Annotated in this window: 22 protein-coding genes and 1 pseudogene; 14 read left to right on the top strand and 9 right to left on the bottom strand. The window is 64.2% G+C overall.

Annotation, left to right across the window (positions count from 1 at the left end):
* Positions 1-125 precede the first annotated feature (125 nt).
* From QQL24_RS17665 to QQL24_RS17680, 4 genes are all read left to right on the top strand, one after another.
* A complete protein-coding gene (locus QQL24_RS17665) occupies positions 126-470 on the top strand; it encodes an ArsR/SmtB family transcription factor (protein WP_284313642.1) in 345 nt (114 codons plus the stop codon).
* A complete protein-coding gene (locus QQL24_RS17670) occupies positions 454-930 on the top strand; it encodes an SRPBCC family protein (RefSeq protein ID WP_284313613.1) in 477 nt (158 codons plus the stop codon). Before QQL24_RS17665 ends, QQL24_RS17670 begins: the two co-directional genes overlap by 17 nt.
* Entirely contained in the window at positions 927-1,556 is a 630-nt protein-coding gene (locus tag QQL24_RS17675) for a glutathione S-transferase family protein (protein WP_284313614.1), read from the top strand. Before QQL24_RS17670 ends, QQL24_RS17675 begins: the two co-directional genes overlap by 4 nt.
* Positions 1,557-1,640: 84 nt before the next feature.
* Complete coding sequence (locus tag QQL24_RS17680) at positions 1,641-2,108, top strand: GNAT family N-acetyltransferase (RefSeq protein WP_284313615.1); 468 nt, start codon at positions 1,641-1,643, stop codon at positions 2,106-2,108.
* 120 nt (positions 2,109-2,228) lie between these two features.
* Here the strand turns inward: QQL24_RS17680 and QQL24_RS17685 are convergent, their stop codons facing one another.
* Entirely contained in the window at positions 2,229-3,122 is an 894-nt protein-coding gene (locus tag QQL24_RS17685) for a branched-chain amino acid aminotransferase (RefSeq protein WP_284313616.1), read from the bottom strand.
* Between the two features lie 264 nt (positions 3,123-3,386).
* Between QQL24_RS17685 and QQL24_RS17690 the strand changes: the two genes are divergently transcribed.
* The 4 genes and pseudogenes from QQL24_RS17690 to QQL24_RS17705 all read left to right on the top strand — a co-directional run.
* The gene (locus tag QQL24_RS17690) at positions 3,387-3,923 is read left to right on the top strand and encodes a MarR family winged helix-turn-helix transcriptional regulator (RefSeq protein ID WP_284313617.1); all 537 of its coding nucleotides are present in this window, start codon (positions 3,387-3,389) and stop codon (positions 3,921-3,923) included.
* On the top strand, positions 3,920-4,633 hold the full coding sequence (locus tag QQL24_RS17695) for a response regulator (protein ID WP_284313618.1): 714 nt from the start codon (positions 3,920-3,922) through the stop codon (positions 4,631-4,633). The genes QQL24_RS17690 and QQL24_RS17695 overlap by 4 nt, the downstream gene beginning before the upstream one ends.
* Positions 4,633-6,081, top strand: a complete 1,449-nt coding sequence (locus QQL24_RS17700; protein ID WP_431310704.1) for an ATP-binding protein — start codon at positions 4,633-4,635, stop codon at positions 6,079-6,081. Before QQL24_RS17695 ends, QQL24_RS17700 begins: the two co-directional genes overlap by 1 nt.
* A 9-nt stretch (positions 6,082-6,090) precedes the next feature.
* Positions 6,091-6,810: pseudogene (locus QQL24_RS17705) on the top strand (carbon-nitrogen hydrolase family protein); the annotation flags it as partial.
* Between the two features lie 74 nt (positions 6,811-6,884).
* Here QQL24_RS17705 and QQL24_RS17710 read toward each other — a convergent pair.
* From QQL24_RS17710 to QQL24_RS17725, 4 genes are all read right to left on the bottom strand, one after another.
* The gene (locus QQL24_RS17710; RefSeq protein ID WP_284313620.1) at positions 6,885-7,832 is read right to left on the bottom strand and encodes a transposase; all 948 of its coding nucleotides are present in this window, start codon (positions 7,830-7,832) and stop codon (positions 6,885-6,887) included.
* A gap of 361 nt (positions 7,833-8,193) precedes the next feature.
* Positions 8,194-9,960 (bottom strand): M23 family metallopeptidase, encoded by a 1,767-nt coding sequence (locus QQL24_RS17715; RefSeq protein WP_284313621.1) that lies wholly within the window; start codon positions 9,958-9,960, stop codon positions 8,194-8,196.
* 219 nt (positions 9,961-10,179) lie between these two features.
* Positions 10,180-10,536: a tRNA-binding protein gene (locus QQL24_RS17720; protein WP_284313622.1), complete on the bottom strand. Its 357-nt coding sequence runs from the start codon at positions 10,534-10,536 to the stop codon at positions 10,180-10,182.
* Positions 10,533-11,273 carry a TetR/AcrR family transcriptional regulator gene (locus tag QQL24_RS17725; protein WP_284313623.1) on the bottom strand — a complete coding sequence of 247 codons (741 nt, stop codon included), beginning with the start codon at positions 11,271-11,273 and terminating at the stop codon, positions 10,533-10,535. The genes QQL24_RS17720 and QQL24_RS17725 overlap by 4 nt, the downstream gene beginning before the upstream one ends.
* 282 nt (positions 11,274-11,555) lie before the next feature.
* Here QQL24_RS17725 and QQL24_RS17730 point away from each other — a divergent pair, with 282 nt between their 5' ends.
* Positions 11,556-13,427 (top strand): CHASE3 domain-containing protein, encoded by a 1,872-nt coding sequence (locus QQL24_RS17730; RefSeq protein ID WP_284313624.1) that lies wholly within the window; start codon positions 11,556-11,558, stop codon positions 13,425-13,427.
* A gap of 214 nt (positions 13,428-13,641) precedes the next feature.
* Here the strand turns inward: QQL24_RS17730 and proC are convergent, their stop codons facing one another.
* The 3 genes from proC to QQL24_RS17745 all read right to left on the bottom strand — a co-directional run bounded on the left by proC (position 13,642) and on the right by QQL24_RS17745 (position 15,379).
* Positions 13,642-14,469, bottom strand: coding sequence for a pyrroline-5-carboxylate reductase (proC, locus tag QQL24_RS17735; protein ID WP_284313625.1), 828 nt, complete (start codon positions 14,467-14,469; stop codon positions 13,642-13,644).
* Between the two features lie 4 nt (positions 14,470-14,473).
* On the bottom strand, positions 14,474-14,974 hold the full coding sequence (locus QQL24_RS17740) for a type III secretion system chaperone family protein (RefSeq protein ID WP_284313626.1): 501 nt from the start codon (positions 14,972-14,974) through the stop codon (positions 14,474-14,476).
* A gap of 150 nt (positions 14,975-15,124) precedes the next feature.
* Positions 15,125-15,379 carry an accessory factor UbiK family protein gene (locus QQL24_RS17745; protein ID WP_284313627.1) on the bottom strand — a complete coding sequence of 85 codons (255 nt, stop codon included), beginning with the start codon at positions 15,377-15,379 and terminating at the stop codon, positions 15,125-15,127.
* Positions 15,380-15,472: 93 nt separating this feature from the next.
* Between QQL24_RS17745 and lgt the strand changes: the two genes are divergently transcribed.
* Together lgt and QQL24_RS17755 are read left to right on the top strand one after the other, a co-directional pair.
* Complete coding sequence (gene lgt / locus QQL24_RS17750) at positions 15,473-16,330, top strand: prolipoprotein diacylglyceryl transferase (RefSeq protein WP_284313628.1); 858 nt, start codon at positions 15,473-15,475, stop codon at positions 16,328-16,330.
* Positions 16,327-17,388, top strand: a complete 1,062-nt coding sequence (locus QQL24_RS17755) for a class I SAM-dependent methyltransferase (protein WP_284313629.1) — start codon at positions 16,327-16,329, stop codon at positions 17,386-17,388. Before lgt ends, QQL24_RS17755 begins: the two co-directional genes overlap by 4 nt.
* A 240-nt stretch (positions 17,389-17,628) precedes the next feature.
* On the opposite strand, the gene QQL24_RS17760 is transcribed toward QQL24_RS17755, so the two are convergent.
* Positions 17,629-18,234, bottom strand: a complete 606-nt coding sequence (locus QQL24_RS17760; RefSeq protein WP_431310703.1) for a DUF992 domain-containing protein — start codon at positions 18,232-18,234, stop codon at positions 17,629-17,631.
* Positions 18,235-18,534: 300 nt separating this feature from the next.
* On the opposite strand from QQL24_RS17760, the gene pgeF reads away from it, so the two are divergent.
* The 3 genes from pgeF to QQL24_RS17775 all read left to right on the top strand — a co-directional run bounded on the left by pgeF (position 18,535) and on the right by QQL24_RS17775 (position 21,206).
* A complete protein-coding gene (gene pgeF / locus QQL24_RS17765) occupies positions 18,535-19,323 on the top strand; it encodes a peptidoglycan editing factor PgeF (RefSeq protein WP_284313630.1) in 789 nt (262 codons plus the stop codon).
* An 80-nt stretch (positions 19,324-19,403) separates the two neighbouring features.
* On the top strand, positions 19,404-19,940 hold the full coding sequence (locus QQL24_RS17770; protein ID WP_284313631.1) for a fused DSP-PTPase phosphatase/NAD kinase-like protein: 537 nt from the start codon (positions 19,404-19,406) through the stop codon (positions 19,938-19,940).
* A gap of 117 nt (positions 19,941-20,057) precedes the next feature.
* Positions 20,058-21,206: a M24 family metallopeptidase gene (locus QQL24_RS17775; RefSeq protein WP_284313632.1), complete on the top strand. Its 1,149-nt coding sequence runs from the start codon at positions 20,058-20,060 to the stop codon at positions 21,204-21,206.
* Positions 21,207-21,325: the final 119 nt, after the last annotated feature.

Here is a 21,325-nt window from a genome sequence, read left to right on the forward strand (position 1 = left end):
CCTACCAAATCCCACACGCGCGCGAATCTCCTAAAATCGTGACTCAGTAGAATTCAGGCTTGACGGCAGCGCTTTTCCTTCGTATATAGCCAACAAGTTAAATAACCATTTGGCTATATACGATGATCGACCGCCTCAGTGAAACCTTTTCGGCGCTCGCCGATCCCACCCGCCGGGCGATCCTCGCCCGGCTGGCGCTCGGGGAGGCCACCGTCACCGAATTGTCGGAGCCCTTCTCGCTGACCCAGCCGGCGATCTCCAAACATCTCAAGGTGCTGGAGCGCGCCGGCCTGATCACACGTGGTCGTACGGCGCAGTGGCGGCCTTGCCGGCTCGAGGCCGGTCCGCTCAGGGGCGCCTTCGACTGGGTCGAGCATTACCGCCGCTTCTGGGAAGAAAGCTTCGACCGCCTCGACGACTACCTCGCCACGATCCAAAGCAAGGAGAGCGACAATGGCCACGACAAGTAACGCCACGCGGGCTGCTGGCGACCGCGAACTCACCATCAACCGCCTGTTCAAGGCCCCGCGCGACCTCGTCTTCCGCGCCTGGACGGAAGAGGAGCATCTTGCGCATTGGCCTGGCCCCAAGGGCTTCACCGCCACGCCCGACAAGTTCGACTGCCGAACGGGCGGCTTCTTCCGCACCTGCCTGCATGCCCCTGACGGCGGCGATCACTGGGTCCAGGGCACCTATCTGGAGGTCTCGCCGCCCGAGCGCCTGGTCTTCACCCACGCCTGGGAGGATGGCAGCGGCCGTCCCGGTCCGCAAACCGTCGTGACAGTCACATTGCGGGAAGAGGCCGGGCAGACCCGCATGCATTTCCATCAGGCCCTCTTCGAGAGCCGCGCCTCGCGCGACGGCCATGAGGGCGGCTGGAACGAGAGCTTCGACCGGTTGGCTGCCTGGCTCGCGGAGGCACAGTCGTGAAACTCTATTATTGCGAGACCCTCAGTCCGCGCAAAGCCTGCGCCGTCGCCCGCCATCTCGGCTCCCCCGTCGAATTCGTGCGGGTGGATCTGCCCCACGGCGAACATCGCCAGGCGCCCTTCCTCGCCATCAACCCGAATGGCCGCGTGCCGGTGCTGCAGGACGGCGACTGGTCGCTATGGGAGGCCAATGCCATCATGTGCCACCTCTCGGACCTCGCCGGCGCGGATCTTTGGCCGCACGACCGGCGCCAGATCGAGGTGATGCGCTGGCTGAGCTGGGACAGCCAGCATTTCACCCGCCACACCGGCACGCTGTGGTTCGAGCATGTGGTGAAGCCCCATATCGGCATGGGCGAACCGGATGAGGCGACGGTGGCAGCCGCCCTCGCCGAGACCCGACGCTCCGCCCGCCTCCTCGACGACCATCTCGATGGCCGCAGCCATGTGGTGGGGGATAGCCTGAGCATTGCCGATTTCGCCCTCGCCTCGGCCCTGCCAGACGCCCGAGCCGCCCGCATTCCACTCGACGACTACCCCAATATCCGCCGCTGGCACGATCGTCTCAACGAGTTCGAAGCCTGGCGCCAGCCTTTCCCCGCGCGGCCGCCGGCGGTTGCGGCGTGATCCAGCCGCCTCGCAATATCGGGCCTGGTTTTCGCACCGGTCCGATGCTGAAATGCCGATGATAAGCGGTTTTGAAGAGACACCATGGAAATCCGTCTTGCCGAAGCTGGGGATGCCGAACAGGCCTGTACCGTCCTGCGGCGCTCCATCCGGGATTTGTGCATCGAGGATCATCGCAACGACGAGGCTTCATTGCGGGACTGGCTTGCCAACAAGACGCCGGCTCAGGTTCTGGCCTGGATCACCTTGCCGGGCAGCCATCTCCTGGTGGCCGTCGAGGGCGAGGCGATTGCCGGCGTGGCTTCGGCCGCGGCAAATGGCGAAATTCTCTTGAACTATGTCTCGCCGGATTTTCGCTTCTGCGGCGTGAGCAAGGCGCTCGTCTCCGCTTTGGAGACCCATCTGCGCGCGCTGGGATGCCGGCGCGCCTTTCTCAGCAGCACGCTGACGGCCCACTCCTTCTACCGAGGGTTGGGTTATCGCGATACCGGGCCGGCCGAGGCGTGGAGGACAATGAAGGCGCAACCGATGGAGAAGCCGCTGGCCGAGTGAGCCGACTGCGCCTCCGGCACGCGCAGCGGAAGGCGCAGGCTTCGGCGTGCCGATCTCCAGATCGACACGGAAACACGGCGCTCCGTAAAGGATGTGCCGACCTCGCGGTCGGCACGCCGGTCAGGCGGCGGCCGACTGGCTGTCGGGGCGCACGGCCTGGCTGAAGTCCTCGATCAGCGAGCGCGTGATGGCGCCCGGCGTGTAGCGATGGCCCTTGATCTCGGCCACGGGCGTGACTTCCGCCGCCGTGCCGGTGATGAAGCACTCGCTGAAATCGTCGAGTTCGTCCGGCATGATGCGCCGCTCGATCACTTCCAGGCCGCGAGCCTTGGCAAGGCCGATCACGGTCTGGCGCGTGATGCCGTCGAGGAAGCAGTCGGCGATCGGCGTATGGATCTTGCCGTCCTTGATGAAGAAGACATTGGCGCCCGTGCATTCGGCGATACGGCCCTGCCAGTCGAACATCAGCGCATCGGCATAGCCGTCACGTTCGGCGCGATGCTTGGAGATGGTGCAGATCATATAGAGGCCGGCGGCCTTGGACAGCGAGGGCGCCGTCTTCGGATCGGGGCGGCGATATTCGGCGATGTCGAGGCGGATGCCCTTCATCTTGGTGGCCATGTCGAACATGCTCGGCCATTCCCACACGGCGATGGCGGTGTGGATGGTGGCGTGCTGGGCCGCAACCGCCATCATCTCCGAACCGCGCCAGGCCACGGGACGCACATAGGCGTCCTTGAGGCCGTTCTTCTCGAGCACGAGCTGCTTGGCGGCATCGAGTTCGGCCACCGAATAGGGGACCTTGAAATCGAGATATTCGGCGGAGCGCTGGAAGCGGGCGGAATGCTCGGACGACTTGAAGATCTTGCCACCATAGGAGCGCTCGCCCTCGAAGACGGCGCCGCCATAATGCAGGCCATGAGACAGGACATGCAGCTTGGCATCGCCCCAGGCCAGCATCTGACCATCGAGCCAGATAAAGCCTTCCCGTTGATCGAAGGGCAAGATCGACATGATAGATCCTCCAGCGCTCCGCGCTTTGTTACGTCCGTGCCTTCCCGGCGCCGAGACTGTTCCGACTGACCATAGAATAGGCCTTCGCCGGCTTGAAAACCACCGACCCTGGCGGGCCGGGCCTGACAATATTCGTCCGCTGCTTTTGCGTCGGGGGGCAAATCCCCTTATGATTCAGATGGCAAGAACTTCCGATCCCGTTTGGCGGAACATCCTTTCGCCGCGAGCCCCGTTTGCGTAACGATCTGACGAAAATATGTCAATATGACTGACGTAAATTTCTCTCACCTCCCGGCTTCAAAACCCCGTGCGGAGCCCCACTCCGCCGGGCCTCCGCTCTATGACCTCATCGAACTCTTGTTCTTCGCCTATCGCGATTTCGTGGCCGACCCCGATCATGCCCTCGAGATCTACGGTTTCGGCAGGGCCCATCACCGCGTGCTGCATTTCGTCGATCGCAACCCTGACCTTACTGTCGCCGAATTGCTGGATATCCTGAAGATCACCAAGCAATCGCTGGCGCGGGTATTGAAGGAACTGATCGACCAGGGCTTCATCCTGCAGCGCGAGGGCCGGGAAGATCGCCGCCAGCGCCTGCTGGCCACCACATCCAAGGGCAAGCAACTGGCAGCGGAATTGGCACGGACACAGTCGGAGCGCATCGCGAATGCCCTTGCGGAAGCCGGCGTCGGCAGCCATGATCTGGCCGAACGCTTCCTGTTCGCCATGGTCAATCCGGAAGAACGGGCGGCGGTGGCACGTCTCATTCGCGGCAATGCAACAATGGGCGAGGACCGATGAACAAGGTTGCCGTCCTGCCTGACGACGCGCCCCACATCCTCCTGGTCGATGATGACAATCGCATCCGCGCCCTGCTGTCTCGCTATCTCAACGAGCACGGCTATCGCGTCACCATGGCCGAGCATGCGGCAAGCGCCCGCCAGCGTATCGGGGCGCTCGCCTTCGATCTGCTGATCGTCGACGTGATGATGCCCGGCGAGAATGGCCTCGACCTCACGCGCTGGATCCGCAACGATTCGAGCGTGCCGATCCTGATGCTGACGGCGCGGGGCGATCCGAATGACCGCATCCAGGGCCTGGAGATCGGCGCGGACGACTATCTCGCCAAGCCCTTCGAGCCGCGCGAATTGCTGCTGCGCATCAACAATATCCTAAAGCGCGCCGCCGCCCCTGCTCCGGCCGAGCCGGTGCGCGATGTCTTAACCTTCGGCGATTTCACGTTCCATGTCGCGCGCGGCGAGCTGCAGCAGGGGGGCGAGACCGTCCGCATCACCGAACGCGAGCGCGACATGCTGCGCCTCCTGGTGGAAAGGCCGCGCGAGACCGTCGACCGGCTGGCGCTGGCTGGCCCCGCTGGCGACAGCGCCAATGAGCGCACGGTCGATGTGCAGATCAATCGCCTGCGTCGCAAGATCGAGAAGGACCCCGGTAATCCCGTCTATCTGCAGACGGTGCGTGGGACCGGCTATCGCCTGATGGTCGACATGTGATGGAGCCCCGTCAGCCGGCCCACCTCTTTTCGGGCCCCCTCGCCCGCAAGCACCTGGCCCGGATCGCCGAGGCCGGGCGCAACGCGTGGACCAGGACGCGCGAGCTCGCCGCGGGGCCTGGACATCTGCTTTCGGTCCTCGGCGACCGCATGCCCAAGGGCCTCTACGCCCGCTCCCTCCTGATCATCATCACGCCGATGGTGATCCTGCAGGCCATCGTCACCTACATGTTCATGGAGAAATACTGGCAGGGCGTGACCGAGCGCCTGTCGGCGGCCACGACCAAGGACATTGCGGGGCTCGTCGAGCTCTACGAGCAATTGCCGCACGACAAGGCCACCAGGGATATGCTGCAGACCATAGCCCAGAAGCAGCTCGCACTCGGCATCGAGTTCCGTCCGCCCGAGGACCTGCCTCCGCGCGGTACCCGGCCGTTCTTCGACATACTCGACCAGGCCCTGTCCGACGAAATCCGCACCCGTATCGGCTTGCCGTTCTGGATCGATACCGTCGGGCGCTCGAACCTGGTGGAGATCCGCATCAAGCTCGACGATACCGTCCTGCGCGTGTTCGCCCTTCGCAGCCAGACCTTCGCCTCCAACTCCTATATCTACCTTTTGTGGATGCTAGGCTCTTCGCTGATCCTGATGACGGTGGCGATCCTGTTCCTGCGCAACCAGATCCGGCCGATACAGCAGCTCGCCGTGGCCGCGCAGGATTTCGGCAAGGGCCGCGACGTCCAGAATTTCCGGCCGCGCGGCGCGCGCGAAGTGAGGCAGGCGGCCAACGCCTTCATCGAGATGCGCCGGCGCGTCGAGCGCTCCTTCGAGCAGCGCACCGCCATGCTCAACGGTGTGTCGCACGACATGCGCACCATCCTGACGCGCTTCAAGCTCTCGCTTGCTTTGCTCGACGAAAGCAATCCCGAATTCGAGGACCTGCAGAAGGATGTCGACGAGATGAGCCGCATGCTGGAGGCCTATCTCGCCTTCGCGCGCGGCGATGCAGCCGAGCAGGCCGCGCCCACCGATATCGAGATGCTGCTGGAACAGTTGCGTTCGGACTCCGTCCGCCAGGGCCACGACACCAAGGTCAGCTTCCAGGGCAATCCCATCGTGGTGGTGCGTCCGGATGCCTTCAAGCGCTGCCTGACCAATCTGGTCTCCAACGCCCAGCGCTTCGGCAGGGCCATCATGATCAGCGGCCAGCGCGAAAGCCGCTACCTCATCGTCACTGTCGACGATGACGGGCCGGGCATCCCCGAGGACAGTCGCGAGGATGTCTTCAAGCCCTTCTTCCGGCTCGATGAAGCCCGCAACCAGGACTATGGCGGCACGGGCCTCGGCCTCGCCATCGCCCGCGACATCGCCCGTTTCCATGGCGGCGACATCACGTTGGGCAAGAGCCCGCTGGGCGGCCTCAGGGCAACAGTGCGCATACCGGTGTAGGCCGAAGCCGTGGCGACGATTCAGGCGGCAGTCCTCCAGTTTCCGGTCACGATGGATATCGCCGCCAATCTGGCCCATCTCTCCGCAGCCATAGCGGCGCTTCCGCCCGAAACGCTGGCGGTGGCGCCGGAAGGCACCTTGTCGGGCTATCTGCCCACGCCCGATTTCGTCGACGCCATCGACCAGGTGGAGAGTCGGCAAGCCCTGGAAACGGCACGTTCGCTCGTCGCGGGGAAGCGTCTTCACCTCATCATTGGCGCCTGCGTCGCCATCGACGACATCTGGCGGAACGCGAGCTTCTACCTGGGGCCCGACGGCCGGCTCGAGCGTTACGACAAGATCAACCTGGCCTGGAGCGAACGGACTCGTTTCACGGCTGGGCATGACCTGCCGGTGTTCGAGATCGAGGTCGGCGGCACGCCGCTGCGGCTCGGCATCCAGATGTGCCGGGAGATCCGCTATCCCGAGCAGTGGCGTGTGCTGGCTGCGAAAGGGTCGCAGGTGATTGCCTATGTCAACAATGCCATCGGCAGCGCCACCGGCCACGAGGTCTGGCGGGCTCATGCGATCAGCCGGGCAGCGGAGACGCAGCGCTTCGTTCTCGGCGCCAACAATGCGGCAGCGGATCAACTCTGCCCCAGCCTGATCGTGGCGCCTTCCGGCAAGGTGCTGGCGGAAGCGGCGATCGGCGATATCTCCGTGGCCCGGGCGGAATTGCCTCTCGGCGAGGTTTCGGACTGGATCCTCCGGCAGGCGCGGGAGGATGTGGTGGCGGTGACGTCCCTGGGAGTATCCGTATTCGGTCAAGCGGGTTTCGGTGTCCAACTACGATTATCTCGCAAGAGAGCGTTAGCGAGGATAATGAGCTTTCGCATGATAGCGATGATGGCGAGTTTTTTGGGCTTTCCAGCGGCGACCATGGCTTGGTATTTGGCGCCGAGATCTGGGTTCCATCGGATGGCGGAGACCATAGGCATATAGAGGGCTCGTCGCAGAAGGGCTCTTCCGCCGCGAATGAAGCGCTTGCCATTTTTGCTGCCGCTGTCGCGTGGGACAGGGGCGAGCCCGGCCAGGCTGGCGGCTTGAGCGGGGGACAGGGTGCCCAGTTCGGGCATGTGGATGAGCATGGCGTGAGCGGTGATGGGTGCCACGGCGGGGATGGAGTCGAGGATTTCGGCTCTGCGCTTGAAGGCGGGGTCCTTGTCGGCTCGCTTGGCGATCTCCTCGTCGATGGCCTTGATCTGCGCTTCGGTCAGGGCCAGTGTCTTGGCGAGTTGGCGCTTGATCAGGGGCAGTTCGGCCGTTTGCTGGCGGGTCTGGGTCGCCACTTTGATCTTCATCAGGGCATCGCGGGCTGCGGCCAATTGCTTCATCTCATCAAGGGCCTGGCTGACGATGAGGGTCGGTTCCGGCTGGAAGGCATGGCCATAGCGAGCCAGGGTCATGGCGTCGATGCGATCGGTCTTGGCCAGCTTGCCAATGCCTTCGGCAAAGCGCCTGGCCTGGCGCGGGTTGAGCTTGACGGCTGCAAGGCCGGCTGCATTGAGGGCCCGTTCGAAGTGGCGATGGTAAGCCCCGGTGGCTTCGAATACGACACGCTCGACAATCCAGGAAGAAAGCCAGGCAATCAGGGCGCGATGGCCCGCCGGGGTGTTGTCGAAGCGCTTGATCACCTGGGCTGGGAAGAGAGCGACATCCAGATAATCTTTGCCGATATCGGTGCCGACGTTCTGTGCTACGCTGCTAGACATCTTTTCCAAGTCCTCTGCTTGTCTCCGGTGCTAAGCCGGTATCCGTTCAGGCCTCATGGAAAAGAGAGGGGTGGTCAGACTCCTAAGTCAGTCCTTCGATGATCGCAGGCACGACCCGTCCCCTCCCGCCTCCAGCTCGGCGGCCACCGAGCTGGAGGCACCCCAAAGCTAAGCTTTCAGGATAGGATTCGAATAGACAATCGCAGGCATCCCTGCCTGCCTCTTGAAGCACCGCTCTCGACAAAAAAGACGGGCGCTTCAGAGCTTCCAGCCGGCTTCTTGCTTCTCCAGAAGTTACGGTTCCAAGAGCAGGCAGGGATGCCTGCGATTCCCAGGCAGAAAGCCCGCGGTCCCCAGGGAACTACTGCGTCAGCGCCGCTTCCAGCTTCTCGCGTTGCTGCTTGAACGCCACCAGCGCCCCGCCGCCGAGCACGCGTCCCGCCTCCAGCTTGATGCGCAGCGGATCGACATTACGGCCGTTGATGCGCACCTCGTAATAGAGATGCGGGCCGGTCGACAGGCCAGTCGAGCCGATATAGGCGATGGTCTCGCCCTGGCGCACGCGGGTGCCGACCCTCATATTCCGGGGAAAGCCGGAGACATGGGCGTAGGTCGTCTCATAGCCCTGGTCGTGCAGCACGCGGATATATTTGCCGTAGCCCGACTCCTGGTCGATCTTCTCGATCACGCCCGATCCGGCCGCCGCCACGGGTGACCCGAAGGGAGCGGCGTAGTCGACGCCCTGGTGGAAACGCCGGTCGTGCAGGACGGGATGGATGCGCCAGCCGAAGCCGTCGCCCAGCCGGCCGTTGGCCACGGGCTTGCGCAGGAGCATCACGGTCTGCGAATGGCCGTCCTCGTCATAATAGTCGGTGCTGCGATCGTCAGGCGAGGTGAAGCGATAGTAGCGATGTGTCTCGCCAGCGACGGTGAGGCCTGCGAAGGTCAGCTCCTGCTGGCCGTCGTCGTCGAGCGCATAGAGGATGTCGACGTTGTCATCAGGCGAAGCCGGCCCGTCGAGGTCGATATCGCGGCCGGCCAACCGCACCGCCTGGTCGACAACCGAGCGATCCATATTGTTGGCCTGCGCCAGGGCATAGAGGTTATCGCGCACGCTGATGCTCGGCCCGGTGGCTGGGACAGCGCCAGCGCCTGCCGGCGGCTTGGGCATGTCGGTGCTGGCCGTCGGCGGCGCCGACATTTCATCGTAGCTGCCATTATCGGCGAGGGCGACGGCGACCGGATCGTTCCCCGGGCGCTGCACGATCACCCGGCTCGGGCGCACCGATGCCTTGTCGCCGGCAGTATCGGGCTGGACGACGGTGACCATCTCGCCGCCGGCGAAGAGGCCCGGCTTGCCGTCCGCCCATCCAGGCATCCGGGCGGTGATGGCCTGCGCATCGTCGTTGCTGGCGCCGAAGGAGGTGAGAATCAGGGGCAGCGTGTCCTTCGGCTTGGCCATGATGATCTTTTCGACCATGTCCTGCCGGTTGAGCGCCTCGGGAACCACCGTCATGTTGATGGCCTCGGCCCGGGCAAGCGTGTCCTCGCCATCGGCGTAGCCGAGCGCCGCGAGCGTTGCCGGATGCACGGCGCGGCGGCGGCGCACCGAGGTGCCGTAGCGAATCTCCGGTGGCATGGGATCGCCGGCCAGTTGCACCGGATCGGCATCGTCCGAAGGCTCCGCCCGTCTGGCTACCGCGGAGACCACGGCAACCGTCTCGCCCGGGCCAAGATGGGCCTGCAGACGATGCTGCGGCTTGGCGCCGAGGCTGGGCACGCTGAGCTCGCCGAGATGCACCTGCGAGGGAGCGATCTGGACTGTCGTCTTCAGCGGGTCGAGGCGATCGCCCCGCCCGTCGAGCGACTCGTCGATCTCGGCCACAGTCGACCGGGCGAAAACGGCGACCGCGGCCCTGAAGTGCCATTTGCCGTGGAAGGCGACGTCGAGCGCGCCAAGCATCAGAAAGCAGGCCGCTCCCGCCATCAGCACGGTCGCCGTGAGCCAGCGCCGGTTGATGGCGCGCCGGTTGAGGCGTGGATCATTGGGCGACGACACGTTCAAGGGTGGCGGATCGGCCAGCCTTGCCGCGCGATAGGGCTGCAGGCGGGGATGATGCAGGTTCACGACCGGCAAATCCTGTCGCTGCACGAGGCCAGCCGCGGCTGCCTCGACGATTTCGGCCTGAGCATCATGATGGTTAACAAAATCATGATAGGGGCAGGAGTGTGACGAGGGCGTCACCATCCACAAAAAGCACGTCTCCAGTCAATGCCCCCGCTGCTTCCCAAACCCCGAATTCGGGTTAGCGAGGCGCGGAATCGTCGTTCCGAAGCGCGAACGGCTCTATACCAGCCGCACCCCGTTCGGTACGGCACGCTCGGGCACAGCCAGCACGATCGCCCCGTCCTTGTCCGCAAAGCCGAGTGTCAGCACCTGCGACATGAACTTGCCGATCTGGCGCGGCGGAAAATTCACCACCGCCATCACCTGGCGCCCGACCAGTTCCTCGGCGCCATAATGCAGGGTGATCTGAGCCGAGGAGACCTTGATGCCGATTTTCTCGCCGAAATCGATGCGCATGCGGTAGGTCGGCTTGCGGGCCCCTTCGAGGGGCCCCGCTTCCAGGACCGTGCCGATGCGGATGTCAACTTTCAGGAAGTCGTCGAAGCTGATGACGGCGGCGGCTTCGGTACTGCTCACACGGCCTCCGCATCGTCCTGGTCGCCGGACCGGCGACGGCGCGCATCGGCGAAATCGCGGAATCTCGTCCGCAGGCGCTCGCGCATGCGCGCGCGGCGCTCGTGCGAACGCTCCGCGATGCGGCAGAAGGGCTTGAAGATCTGGAACAAATCGTCCGCCCGCTCCATCCAGCGTTCGCCGGAGCGCAACTGCCGGTCGACTTCCTTCATGGTGACGGCGAGGCCTTCGTCGTCATCCTTCAGCCAGACCTTGATGATGCGCGACCAGGCAAGCGCCAGACCCTGGGCCCGCACGGCGCCGAGCGGCCCTTCGGCGTCGATATCGGCGGCCACCAGCATCCATTGCATCGAATTGGTGACCACGCGGTTCCAGGCTGCCAGCGAGAGCGGATCGACGGCAAAGGCCTTGCTGATATTCTCGATCGCCGCCTTGTGCGGCGCCAGCACGTCGATGCGCCGCATCAGGACGTCGAAGAGCCTCTCGCGGGCCGGTTCATCGGCCATGCCCTCGTCGATACCGTCGAGCACCGCCTGGTCGACCTGCCGCGAATAGGCGGCGAGTATCGCACCCTTGGAGGGGAAAAGACCGCGCAATAGCGACAGTTTCAGCCCGGCCTTTCCGGCGATGTCATTGAGGCCGATATCCTTCCAGGCCGTCTCGGCACTGAGTGCCAATAAGGCATCGATCGCAGCCTGGCGCGGATCGACGGCGCCTTCCTTCCGCGTTTTCTCAGCCATGACGAGTCCTCGCTGTTTCATTGCCTCTCTTCAGTGAAGATAAGCCGTCTACGGGCCGGATCAATGCGGCGCGTTGGCATGGCCATGAGAAGGCCAACCTCCCTAGAGCAAAGCGCGTTTACACGCAAACGCCCAGTGCTCTAACTCCTTGTTTTAACGCGTCTTTGCGATTCTCGTCGATTCCGTCAAAGCGCAAAACGCCATGGCGATGACTTGATGTTGCCGGGGGCGGCCTCTACTGTTCGCGAACAAGCGCTTGACGGCACCAAACACGGCCAAGGAATGTTGCAGCAATCTGTGAAGAAGGCGCCTCTCAGTCCAGTGACGCTGGCGGCCGGCTTCGCCCTTCTGGCCGTCATTGTGGGATGCGCCGCCTGGCTTACCAATGCGCAGGCCGAAAACGAGCATTGGGTCTCACACACATTGCAGGTGCAGTCTGCCGTCGTGACCTCCTTCTCGACGCTGCAGGACGCCCAGATCGGCGTGCGTGGCCTGTTGATCGAGGACGATCTGTCGACGCTCGCTCCCTACACCAAGGCCGACCCGAGGATTCCCGCAACAATCGACCGTGTTGCCAGCCTGGTTGCCGACAATCCAGAACAGGCCGACCGCGTACGGCGCTATCGCGAATTCGCGCTCATGTCGCGCGATGCTTTCGACGGGGTTGTCGCGGCCTATAACGGCGGCGACCGTAGCAAGGCGGTTGCACTGCTCGTCGAGAGTCAGAAACAGGCCTTCATGAGCCAAGCCCGCTCCCTGGCGGACGAGATGGTGAAGGCCGAGCAGATGCTGCTCCAGCAGCGCACGAGGACGGTGAAGACCACCACATTCTGGCTGGATGTCTCCACCGCGCTGGCGGCTCTCGCTGCGATGGGGCTGGGTATCGGCACTTATTTCAGTGTCAAGTCGGCCAGTGACCAACTCGTCGCCAGCAACCGCCAGCTTGCCTCCGCCTATGCCTCCCTTCAGGACGAGATCGAGGAACGCACCAAGGTCGAGGCGCAGTTGCGCCAGTCCCAGAAGATGGAGGCGATCGGCCAGTTGACCGGAGGCGTGGCGCACGACTTCAACAACATGCTCGCCGTGATCATCGGCAATCTCAGCCTGCTGGTGCGCCGCTGGCGGCCTCAGGAAGGCAAGGCGGTACAATATATCGAGAACGCCCTCGCCGGCGCCCGCCGCGCCGAGACCCTGACGTATCGCCTGCTCGCCTTCTCCCGCCAGCAGCCCCTGGTTCCCCATGTGATCGACTGCAACAAGCTGGTCGGCGGCATGAATGACCTCCTCCGGCGCACGATCGGCGAGAATATCCAGGTGGAGACTGTGCTGGGCGCCGGCAACTGGCGCACCAGGACCGATCCGGCACAACTCGAGAGCGCCATCCTCAACCTCGCCGTCAATGCGCGCGATGCCATGCTCGAGGGCGGCAAACTGACCATCGAGACCGCCAACGCCTTCCTCGACGAAACCTATACCCGTCCGCTCGACGACGTTCCGCCCGGCCAATATGTGCTGATCTCCGTCACCGACAACGGCACGGGGATGCCGCCGGAGGTGCTGGCTCGTGCCTTCGATCCCTTCTTCACCACCAAGGCGGTGGACAAGGGCACCGGGCTCGGCCTCAGCCAGGTCTATGGCTTCGTGAAGCAATCCGGCGGCCATATCCGCATCTATTCGGAGCTCAGCCACGGCACGGCGATCAAGATCTACCTGCCGCGCACGGTGGAGCCGGAAAGCGCGCCCAGCCCCCTGATGCCAAGGACGGAGGAGATCCCGCTCGGGACGCACGAGCAGATCATCCTGGTGGTCGAGGACGAGAGCAGCATGCGCCGCTTTGCCGTGGATGCGCTGCGCGAACTCGGCTATTCCGTTATCCATGCTGAGAACGGCAAGGACGCGATCGCCCTTCTCGCCAATCATGAGCGCATCGACCTGCTGGTCACCGACATCATCATGCCGGAGATGAACGGCCGGCAACTGGCGGACGAAATTCAGCGTCAGCGTCCCGGGGTGAAGGTGCTTTACATGACCGGCTTCACCCGCAACGCCGTGGTGCATAACGGCGTGGTCGACGATGGCGTGAACCTGATGACCAAGCCATTCAGCCTGGCGGATTTTGCGGAACGCGTGGCGAGGCTGCTGCGGGTGGCGTGACCCTTCCGGGTGCACGGGCATCTTGCCCGTACCTAGAGCAAAGCGCGGTTAGGCGCAAACGCCGCTTTGCTCTAACTCTTTGTTTCGACGCGTCTTTGCGATTCTTGCCGATTCCGTCAAATCGCAAAACGCTCTTGGAAACGAGACGCTTACGGGAGAAAAAGAACGGGCAGGATGCCCGTGCACCCGGAGGCGGAAGCCGGCCCTCCCGACGTCAGGACGCCAGTTCCCCTGCCCGCTTCTGCGCCGCGAGCACCGCCCTCTCCACCAGCGGCGTCAGGCCATCATCGGCCATCAGCACGGCGAGGGCCGCCGCCGTGGTGCCGCCGGGGCTGGTGACGTTCTGGCGCAAGGTCGCGGCCGGCAGGTCGGACTGATGCAGCAATTCGCCCGAGCCCACGATGGTGGCGCGGGCAAAGCGCATCGCCATATCGGTGGGCAGGCCCGCCTTGACACCCGCGGCCGCGAGCGCCTCCACGAGGTTGAAGACATAGGCCGGGCCGGAGCCCGACACCGCCGTCACCGCATCGATCAGCGCCTCGTCCTCGACCCATTCGACGGCCCCCGTCGAGCGCAGCAACGCATCGGCGGCGGCCCTCTGGGCCGACGTGACGAAGGCGTTGGGCACCGCGCCGGTGATGCCGCGGCCGACCGCCGCCGGCGTATTGGGCATGGCTCGGACGATGGCGGTACTCGCAGGCAGTTCGGCGGCAATGCCGGCGATGGTCTTGCCGGCCATGATGGAGATGGCGAGCGTGTGCTTTCCGAACAAGGGCGCCACGGTCTTCATGGCAGCCAGCATCATCTGCGGCTTGATGGCCAGCAGGACCACGGCCGGCGTGCCGAAGCCGGCGAGATCAGGATTTACGGCGATGCCGGTGCGGGTGAGCGCCGCACTCGCCTCGGGCGGCAGAAGCGGGTCGATCGCGCCAACCTCGGCTGGATCGAGGCCGAGCTTCAGCCAGCCCTCCAGCATGGCGCCGCCCATCTTGCCGGCGCCGAGAAGCAGCAGCTTGCCGCCGATGTCGAGTTTATCCGCCATCGCCTCAGGCCTCGCCCACCGTCTCGAACAACACGGCTTCGAGAGCCTCCTTCGGCGTCTTGCCGGCCCAGATCACGAATTGGAAAGCCTGGAAATAGCGCTCGCAGGTCTCGACCGCGATCTCGATCAGCGCCTCGCACTGCCGCGTGTTCACTTCCGCGCCACCTGCCAGGAACAGAGCGTGGCGGTACATGATGACCTGATCGGCATTCCAGACATCGAAATGCCCGATCCACAGCTGCTCGTTGACGAGCGCGATGGTCTGCAGCAGGTCGGAATGGCGGCGCTTGGGAATCTTGGCGTCGAAAGAACAGGCCAGATGCAGCGATTCGATATCGTCCATCCAGGTGAAGGAGACGGCATAGTCGCAGCCATGCCCCTTCACGACGATGGAGATCTCGTCTTCGCCAAGCCTGTCGAAGGCCCAGTCATGGAGACTCGCCAAGTGTTCGACGAGATCAACCGGATGACCGGCCCGCTCGCTCTGGAGCTCGATAACGGACATTGCAACTCCCGGCGCCTTCGCAAAGGCGCATTCCTGCTGCGAATACCAAGTGAAGCGCAGCCTATGAGGGAGAGTTCAGCCATTCAGGCTGAATCGGCAAGGATTCGTTCCCGCCGTCCACAAGGTCGCCACGGCTTTATTGTCGCATGATTATTCGGTGGAAAGTTTTGCTTCCAGCTCTGCTATGCGAGCGGCCAGACGCTCGTTTTCATCGCGGGCCTTGATCGCCATTTCACGCACGGCGTCGAATTCGTCACGGCGGACATAGTCGAGGTCGCGCATGATGCGCTCGGCCTGGCCACGCACGACGTTGTCGACCTCGCGGCGCACGCCCTGGGCGACGCCGGCGGCATCGGTCATCAGCTTGGCGAACTCATCATACATACGGCCGGTCTGCTGGGGCATTGGAGAACTCCTTTGCATGCGTGGTAGCATGTCGTTGGCCTCCTTATAAGCATCCGCCTTGACGCTGTCACATCTTGCCGACACAAGGCGGACATGTACGAGCAATTCATAACCCTGCCCGACCCGACCACGGTGCTGTTCCAGGCCGGCCCCGTGGCGCTGCGAATCTACGCACTCGAAATCGGACCTCTCCTCATCCGCTGGTATGCGCTGGGCTATATTTTCGGCCTGCTCGGCGGCTGGTGGTATGCGCGCCGGCTTGTCGCCAACACCAGCCTGTGGACGGCGCAGCCGGGAACCCCAGCCCAGCTCGACGACCTCCTGATCTGGGTGACGCTCGGCGTGGTGCTGGGCGGAAGGCTTGGGCAGGTGCTGCTCTACGCACCCGGCTATTATTTCGCCAATCCCTGGGAGATCCCGCAGATCTGGCATGGCGGCATGGCCTTCCATGGCGGCCTGATCGGAGCGACGCTCGCCATCATCCTCTACGCCTGGGCCAACAGGATCCCGGTCCTCTCCTATCTCGACGTCATCGCCGCCGTGGCGCCCTTCGGCATATTCCTGGTGCGCATCGCCAATTTCATCAATGGCGAATTGTGGGGCCGGCAAACCACCGATGTGCCATGGGCGATGATCTTCCCGGACCCGGAGGCCGGCGGCGTGCCCCGCCATCCCAGCCAGCTCTACGAGGCGGCGACCGAGGGCATCCTGCTCTTTGTGGCGCTGTTCGCCCTGACGCGTCTCGGCGCGCTCAAGCGCCCGGGCCTGGTCGCCGGCGTGTTCGGCCTCGGCTATGCCGCCGCCCGCTCCTTCTGCGAGCAGTACCGCGAGCCGGATGGCTGGGCCATCGACAATGTGCTCACCATCGGACAGGCCTATTCGCTGCCCATGGCCGTCATCGGCATCGGCCTAATTCTCAACGCCTTCCTGCGCAAGCCGCAGCCGGCATGAGCGACACCCCGCTCTCCATCGAGATCAAGGGCCTGATTCGCCAGGAGGGCCCGATCAGCGTGGCCCGCTACATGGCGCTTGCCCTCGGCCATCCCGGCCATGGCTATTACATGACGCGCGACCCCCTCGGCGCGGCGGGCGATTTCACCACCTCGCCCGAGATCAGCCAGATGTTCGGCGAGATCATCGGCCTGTGGGCCACGCATCGCTGGATGATCCTGGGCTCGCCCGCCCGCCTCAGCCTGGTTGAGCTTGGCCCCGGCCGCGGCACGCTGATGGCCGATGCGCTGCGTGCCATCGGCAAGGTGATGCCCGACTTTGCGCGGGCAATCGAGGTGCATCTCGTCGAAACCAGCCCTGTGCTGCGCCAGGCCCAGGCCAAGGCTCTGCGCGGCACCAGGCCTGTCTGGCATGACCATCTCTCGACGCTGCCGGATCAGCCTCTCATCGTCATCGCCAATGAGTTCTTCGACGCCCTGCCCATACACCAGCTGGTCTATCAGGGCGGCCGCTGGCATGAACGCCTCGTCGGCCTTCGCGACGGAGAACTCGCCTTCGGCCTGGCACCCGAACCGGCGCCCGCGCCGCAAGCGCCGCAGGGCGAGGCACTCGACGGCACCATCCTGGAATATCACGAGGCGGGATCGCTGGTGATGGCCGAACTCTCGGCCCGCCTGGCCCGCTTCGGCGGCGCCGCGCTGATCATCGACTATGGTCATATCGAGCTCGGCGTCGGCGATACGCTCCAGGCCATGGCCGGGCATGCCCATGTCGACCCCCTCGCCCGCCCCGGCGAGGCCGACCTGACCACCCATGTCTGCTTCGAGACCCTGGCGCGCATCGCCATGGACAAGAAGCTTGCCATCGACATCCTGACGACGCAGGCGCAGTTCCTCAACGAACTCGGCATCCGGCCGATGGCGGCAAACCTGAAGCGCCATGCCACGCCCGAACAGGCCGAAGCCATCGACAGGGCGCTGGAACGCCTCACCGACGACGCGCCGAGGGCGATGGGCTCGCTTTTCAAGGTGCTGGCCATCTCGGCGCCGGGAGCGTAGCACGGCGTGTCGATCCCGCCACTTCGGCCAAGCCGAACTGGGTGAGATCGACTTCTGAGAAACGCCACGTGCTTGGAGAGGAAAAGGGCGATCGGTGATCGCCCCTCCATGCTGCCTGCGCGTTGGCTACCCCTCAAGCCTAGAGCGTTTTGCGATTTGACGGAATCGGCAAGAATCGCAAAGACGCGTCGAACCAAAGAGTTAGAGCAAAGCAGCGTTTACGCTTAAACGCGCTTTGCTCTAGTGATGGACGTGCATCACCGTGTGATGATGATAATAATGGTGATGATAATAGTGGTGCTTGTGCTTCGTCGTGCAGGTGCAGTGATGCACGCGATGACGATGATGATAGACCCGGTGCGGCGTCACCACCACGGCGGCCGCCACCGGCTCGATGTTGAGGGTGCCTATGCCTGCCGCCGCGTTCAGGCCGGTCTGGCCCTGCACGGAGAGCGGCTGCAGCGTCACACCGCCATTGCCGCCGCCGAGCAGCACATTGGCGCCCACGCCCGCACCCACGGTCGCCTCGGCCGAGACACCGGCATAATTGCCGCCCAGTGAACCGTGGCGGCCCGGCTCGAACACCGCCCAGACGATGCGGCCAGCCAAGGTGAAGCCGACATCGACGCCGAGCTTGCGCACGGTGCCGTTATAGAGCTCGGTCTCGCCGTCGAAAGATGTATAGCGGCAGGCCACAGGCTTGCTCGAACCTACGATCACGCCGATACCGCCGCCAATGTCGCAGGTCAGCGTCCCGGTTCGAACGGCGGCCTGAGCCGAGCCGGCCGCGGCGGGGATGAGCAAAGCGGTAAGAGCAAGGGCCGGCAATAGTTTCGTCATCTTCATGGCATCACCTGTATGATCTTGATCCGGCGCCAGCCTAGGCTGAAAACGGCATGCTGGCGCCGCGAACCAACCGCCTCAAAACACGGCTCACTGCCGTACGTCCATGGCTGTCGCGGGCTCGCTGATATTGGTATACGCCTTTTCCCTGACATGGCTAACAGCTCGTATGGCATCGCGTCCGGGTGTACGGGCATCTTGCCCGTTCTTGAACCCTGCCGCTTGAAGGAAAGGCAAGAACGGGCAAGATGCCCGCGCACCCGGAGGTTTGACATCCACTTCCATCGCCGTGATCTTGCCCCCATGTCCGATTCGCCCGCCATCGCCCTTCGCCACCCCTCACTCGACCTGCCCGGCGTCAGCCATGGCTTCTTCACCCGGCAGGGCGGGGTCTCGGATGGCATCTACGCTTCGCTCAATGGCGGCAACGGCTCCGGCGACAACCCCGACCATGTCCGGGAGAATCGCGGCCGCATGGCTGAGATCCTCGGCGTGCCACGTGAGCGCTTCATCACCTGCTACCAGGTGCATTCGCCGAATGTGGTTGTCGTCACCGAACCCTGGACGCGCGAGAACGCCCCCAAGGTCGATGCCATGGTCACGCGGCAAAGGAACCTCGCCATCGCCGTGGCCACCGCCGATTGCGGCCCGGTGCTGTTCGCCGACAGCGAGGCCCGCGTGGTGGGCGCGGCGCATGCCGGCTGGAAGGGTGCATTCACCGGCGTGCTGGAGGCGACCATTGCCGCCATGGTCGGGCTCGGTGCGCGCCGGGAAAACATCACCGCCGTGCTCGGGCCGATGATCTCGAGGAGCGCCTATGAGGTCGGCCCCGAATTCGTCGAGCGTTTCGTGGCGTCGGAGCCGGACAACCGGCGTTTCTTCACCCCGAGCCCCAGGGACGGCCATGCCATGTTCGACCTGCCCTCCTATATTGGTATGCGCATGAGCAAGGCAGGCATCGGCCGCTTCGAGGATATCGGCCTGTGCACCTACGAGGATGAAGAGCGCTTCTATTCCTATCGGCGCGTGACCCATCGCAAGGAGCCCGACTATGGCCGCCTGCTGCATGGCATTGCCCTGGTGGATGCATGAAGCCTGAGAAGCCTATGCCTCCCCTTTCGCGGCGCGCGGCGCTGCAATTGGGCTATGCCTCGCTTACGATCGGAATGATGATGACATCGACATCTGAGATCGCGGCGGCCGCCGCACCGAGGCCGGCGACTTGGGCCGAAGCCGTCGAGCTGGAAGGCGTGCCGAACCTGCATCGGGTGACACCGAGCTTCTACCGCTCGGCCCAGCCGACTGAGGAAGGCTTCGCCAATCTCAGCCACCAACTTGGTGTGAAGAGCATTGTCAGCCTGCGCGCCTTCCATGCCGACGACGTGCTGGCCGGCGGCAACCATCTCATGCTGACCCGCATTCCCATCCACACCTGGAACATCGAGGATGAGGATGTGGTCAAGGCCCTGCGCGCCGTCCTGCAGGCGCAAAAGCACGGGCCCGTCCTCCTGCATTGCCAGCACGGCTCCGACCGCACCGGCCTGATCTCCGCGCTTTATCGCGTCATCGTCGAGGGCTGGAGCAGGAACGATGCGCTGGCCGAAATGCGCGGCGGCGAATTCGGCTACCATGCCGTCTGGGGCAATATCCCGCGTTATCTCAAGACGGCCGATATCCCTGCCCTTAAGGCAGCGGTCCACGCTTCCTGATCGGGGTGCTTCACCTTCAGATTGAAGCGCCAAGAATCGCGAAATGCTGTGATGCCAATGAGTTAATTTGGAAGACGGTTTCAACCTGAACGCATTTTGCTCCAGAGGTTTTTCAACATGCTTCACTTTTCGACGGATGAGTTTTCCGCACGCCTGCAACGCCTCCTGACCGAGATGGGGGCGCGCAAGCTCGATGCCATGCTGCTGTTCGCGCAGGAGAGCATGTATTGGCTCACCGGCTACGACACCTTCGGCTTCTGCTTCTTCCAGTCTCTGCTGGTGCGGGCCGACGGGCGCATGGCGCTGCTCACCCGCTCGGCGGATCTGAGGCAGGCTCAGCACACCTCCATCCTCGGCGATATCCGCGTCTGGACCGATCGCAAGGACGCCACGCCGGCCGAGCAGTTGCTTGCGGTGGCGAGGGATCTCGGCGTCTCCACAGGCCGCATCGGCGTCGAATTCGACTCCTACGGCCTCACTCATGCCAATGGCCGGAAGCTCGAGGCCGCTTTTGCCGGGGATTACGAACTCACCGACGCCTCCGAAATCATCACGCGCCTTCGCGCCGTGAAGTCGGCGGCCGAGATCGTCTATGTGCGCGAGGCCGCCCGCCTGTCGGACGCTGCCGATGCCGCCGGCATCGCCGCCGTGCATGCCGGCGCCGACGAGGGCGACATCCTCGCCGCCCAGCACAATGCCATCTTCTCTGCGGGCGGCGACTATCCCGCCAACGAGTTCATCATCGGCTCGGGGCGCGATGCCCTGCTCTGCCGCTACAAGGCCGGCCGCCGCAAGCTCGACGCGCGCGACCAGATCACCCTCGAATTCGCCGGCGTCTATCGCCACTACCACGCGGCGCTGATGCGTACGATCACGGTGGGCGACGTCTCGCCCCGCCACAGCGAGCTCTACATCGCGGCGCATGAAGCCCTGCTTGCCTGCGAAGCCGAGATCCGCCCCGGCCGCACCGCCGGCGATGTCTTCGCCGCCCATGCCCACGTGATGGACGCTCATGGCCTCGAAAACCACCGCCTCGCCGCCTGCGGCTATTCCCTCGGCGCCAAGTTCACACCGTCCTGGATGGATTGGCCGATGTTCTACGAGGGCAATGACTGGGTGCTGGAGCCGGGCATGGTGATGTTCGCCCATATGATCCTGATGGATTCGCAAAGCGGCACGGCAATGTGCCTGGGCCGCACCAGCCTGACCACGCTCACGGGCAGCGAGGTGCTGAATGGGCACGATGCCGGGCTGGTGATGAAGTAGCTGGGAGCGCGGACGTCTCGTCCGCTCTTGAACCGCTCCGCTTACGAATAGGCCAGAATCGGTGTGAAAGCCGCGGCCCGTGTATGAAACGCCACCGTTTCAAGAGCGGACGAGACGTC

This window comes from Labrys miyagiensis (genome assembly GCF_030160835.1).
In the GTDB taxonomy this organism is placed as follows: domain Bacteria; phylum Pseudomonadota; class Alphaproteobacteria; order Rhizobiales; family Labraceae; genus Labrys; species Labrys miyagiensis.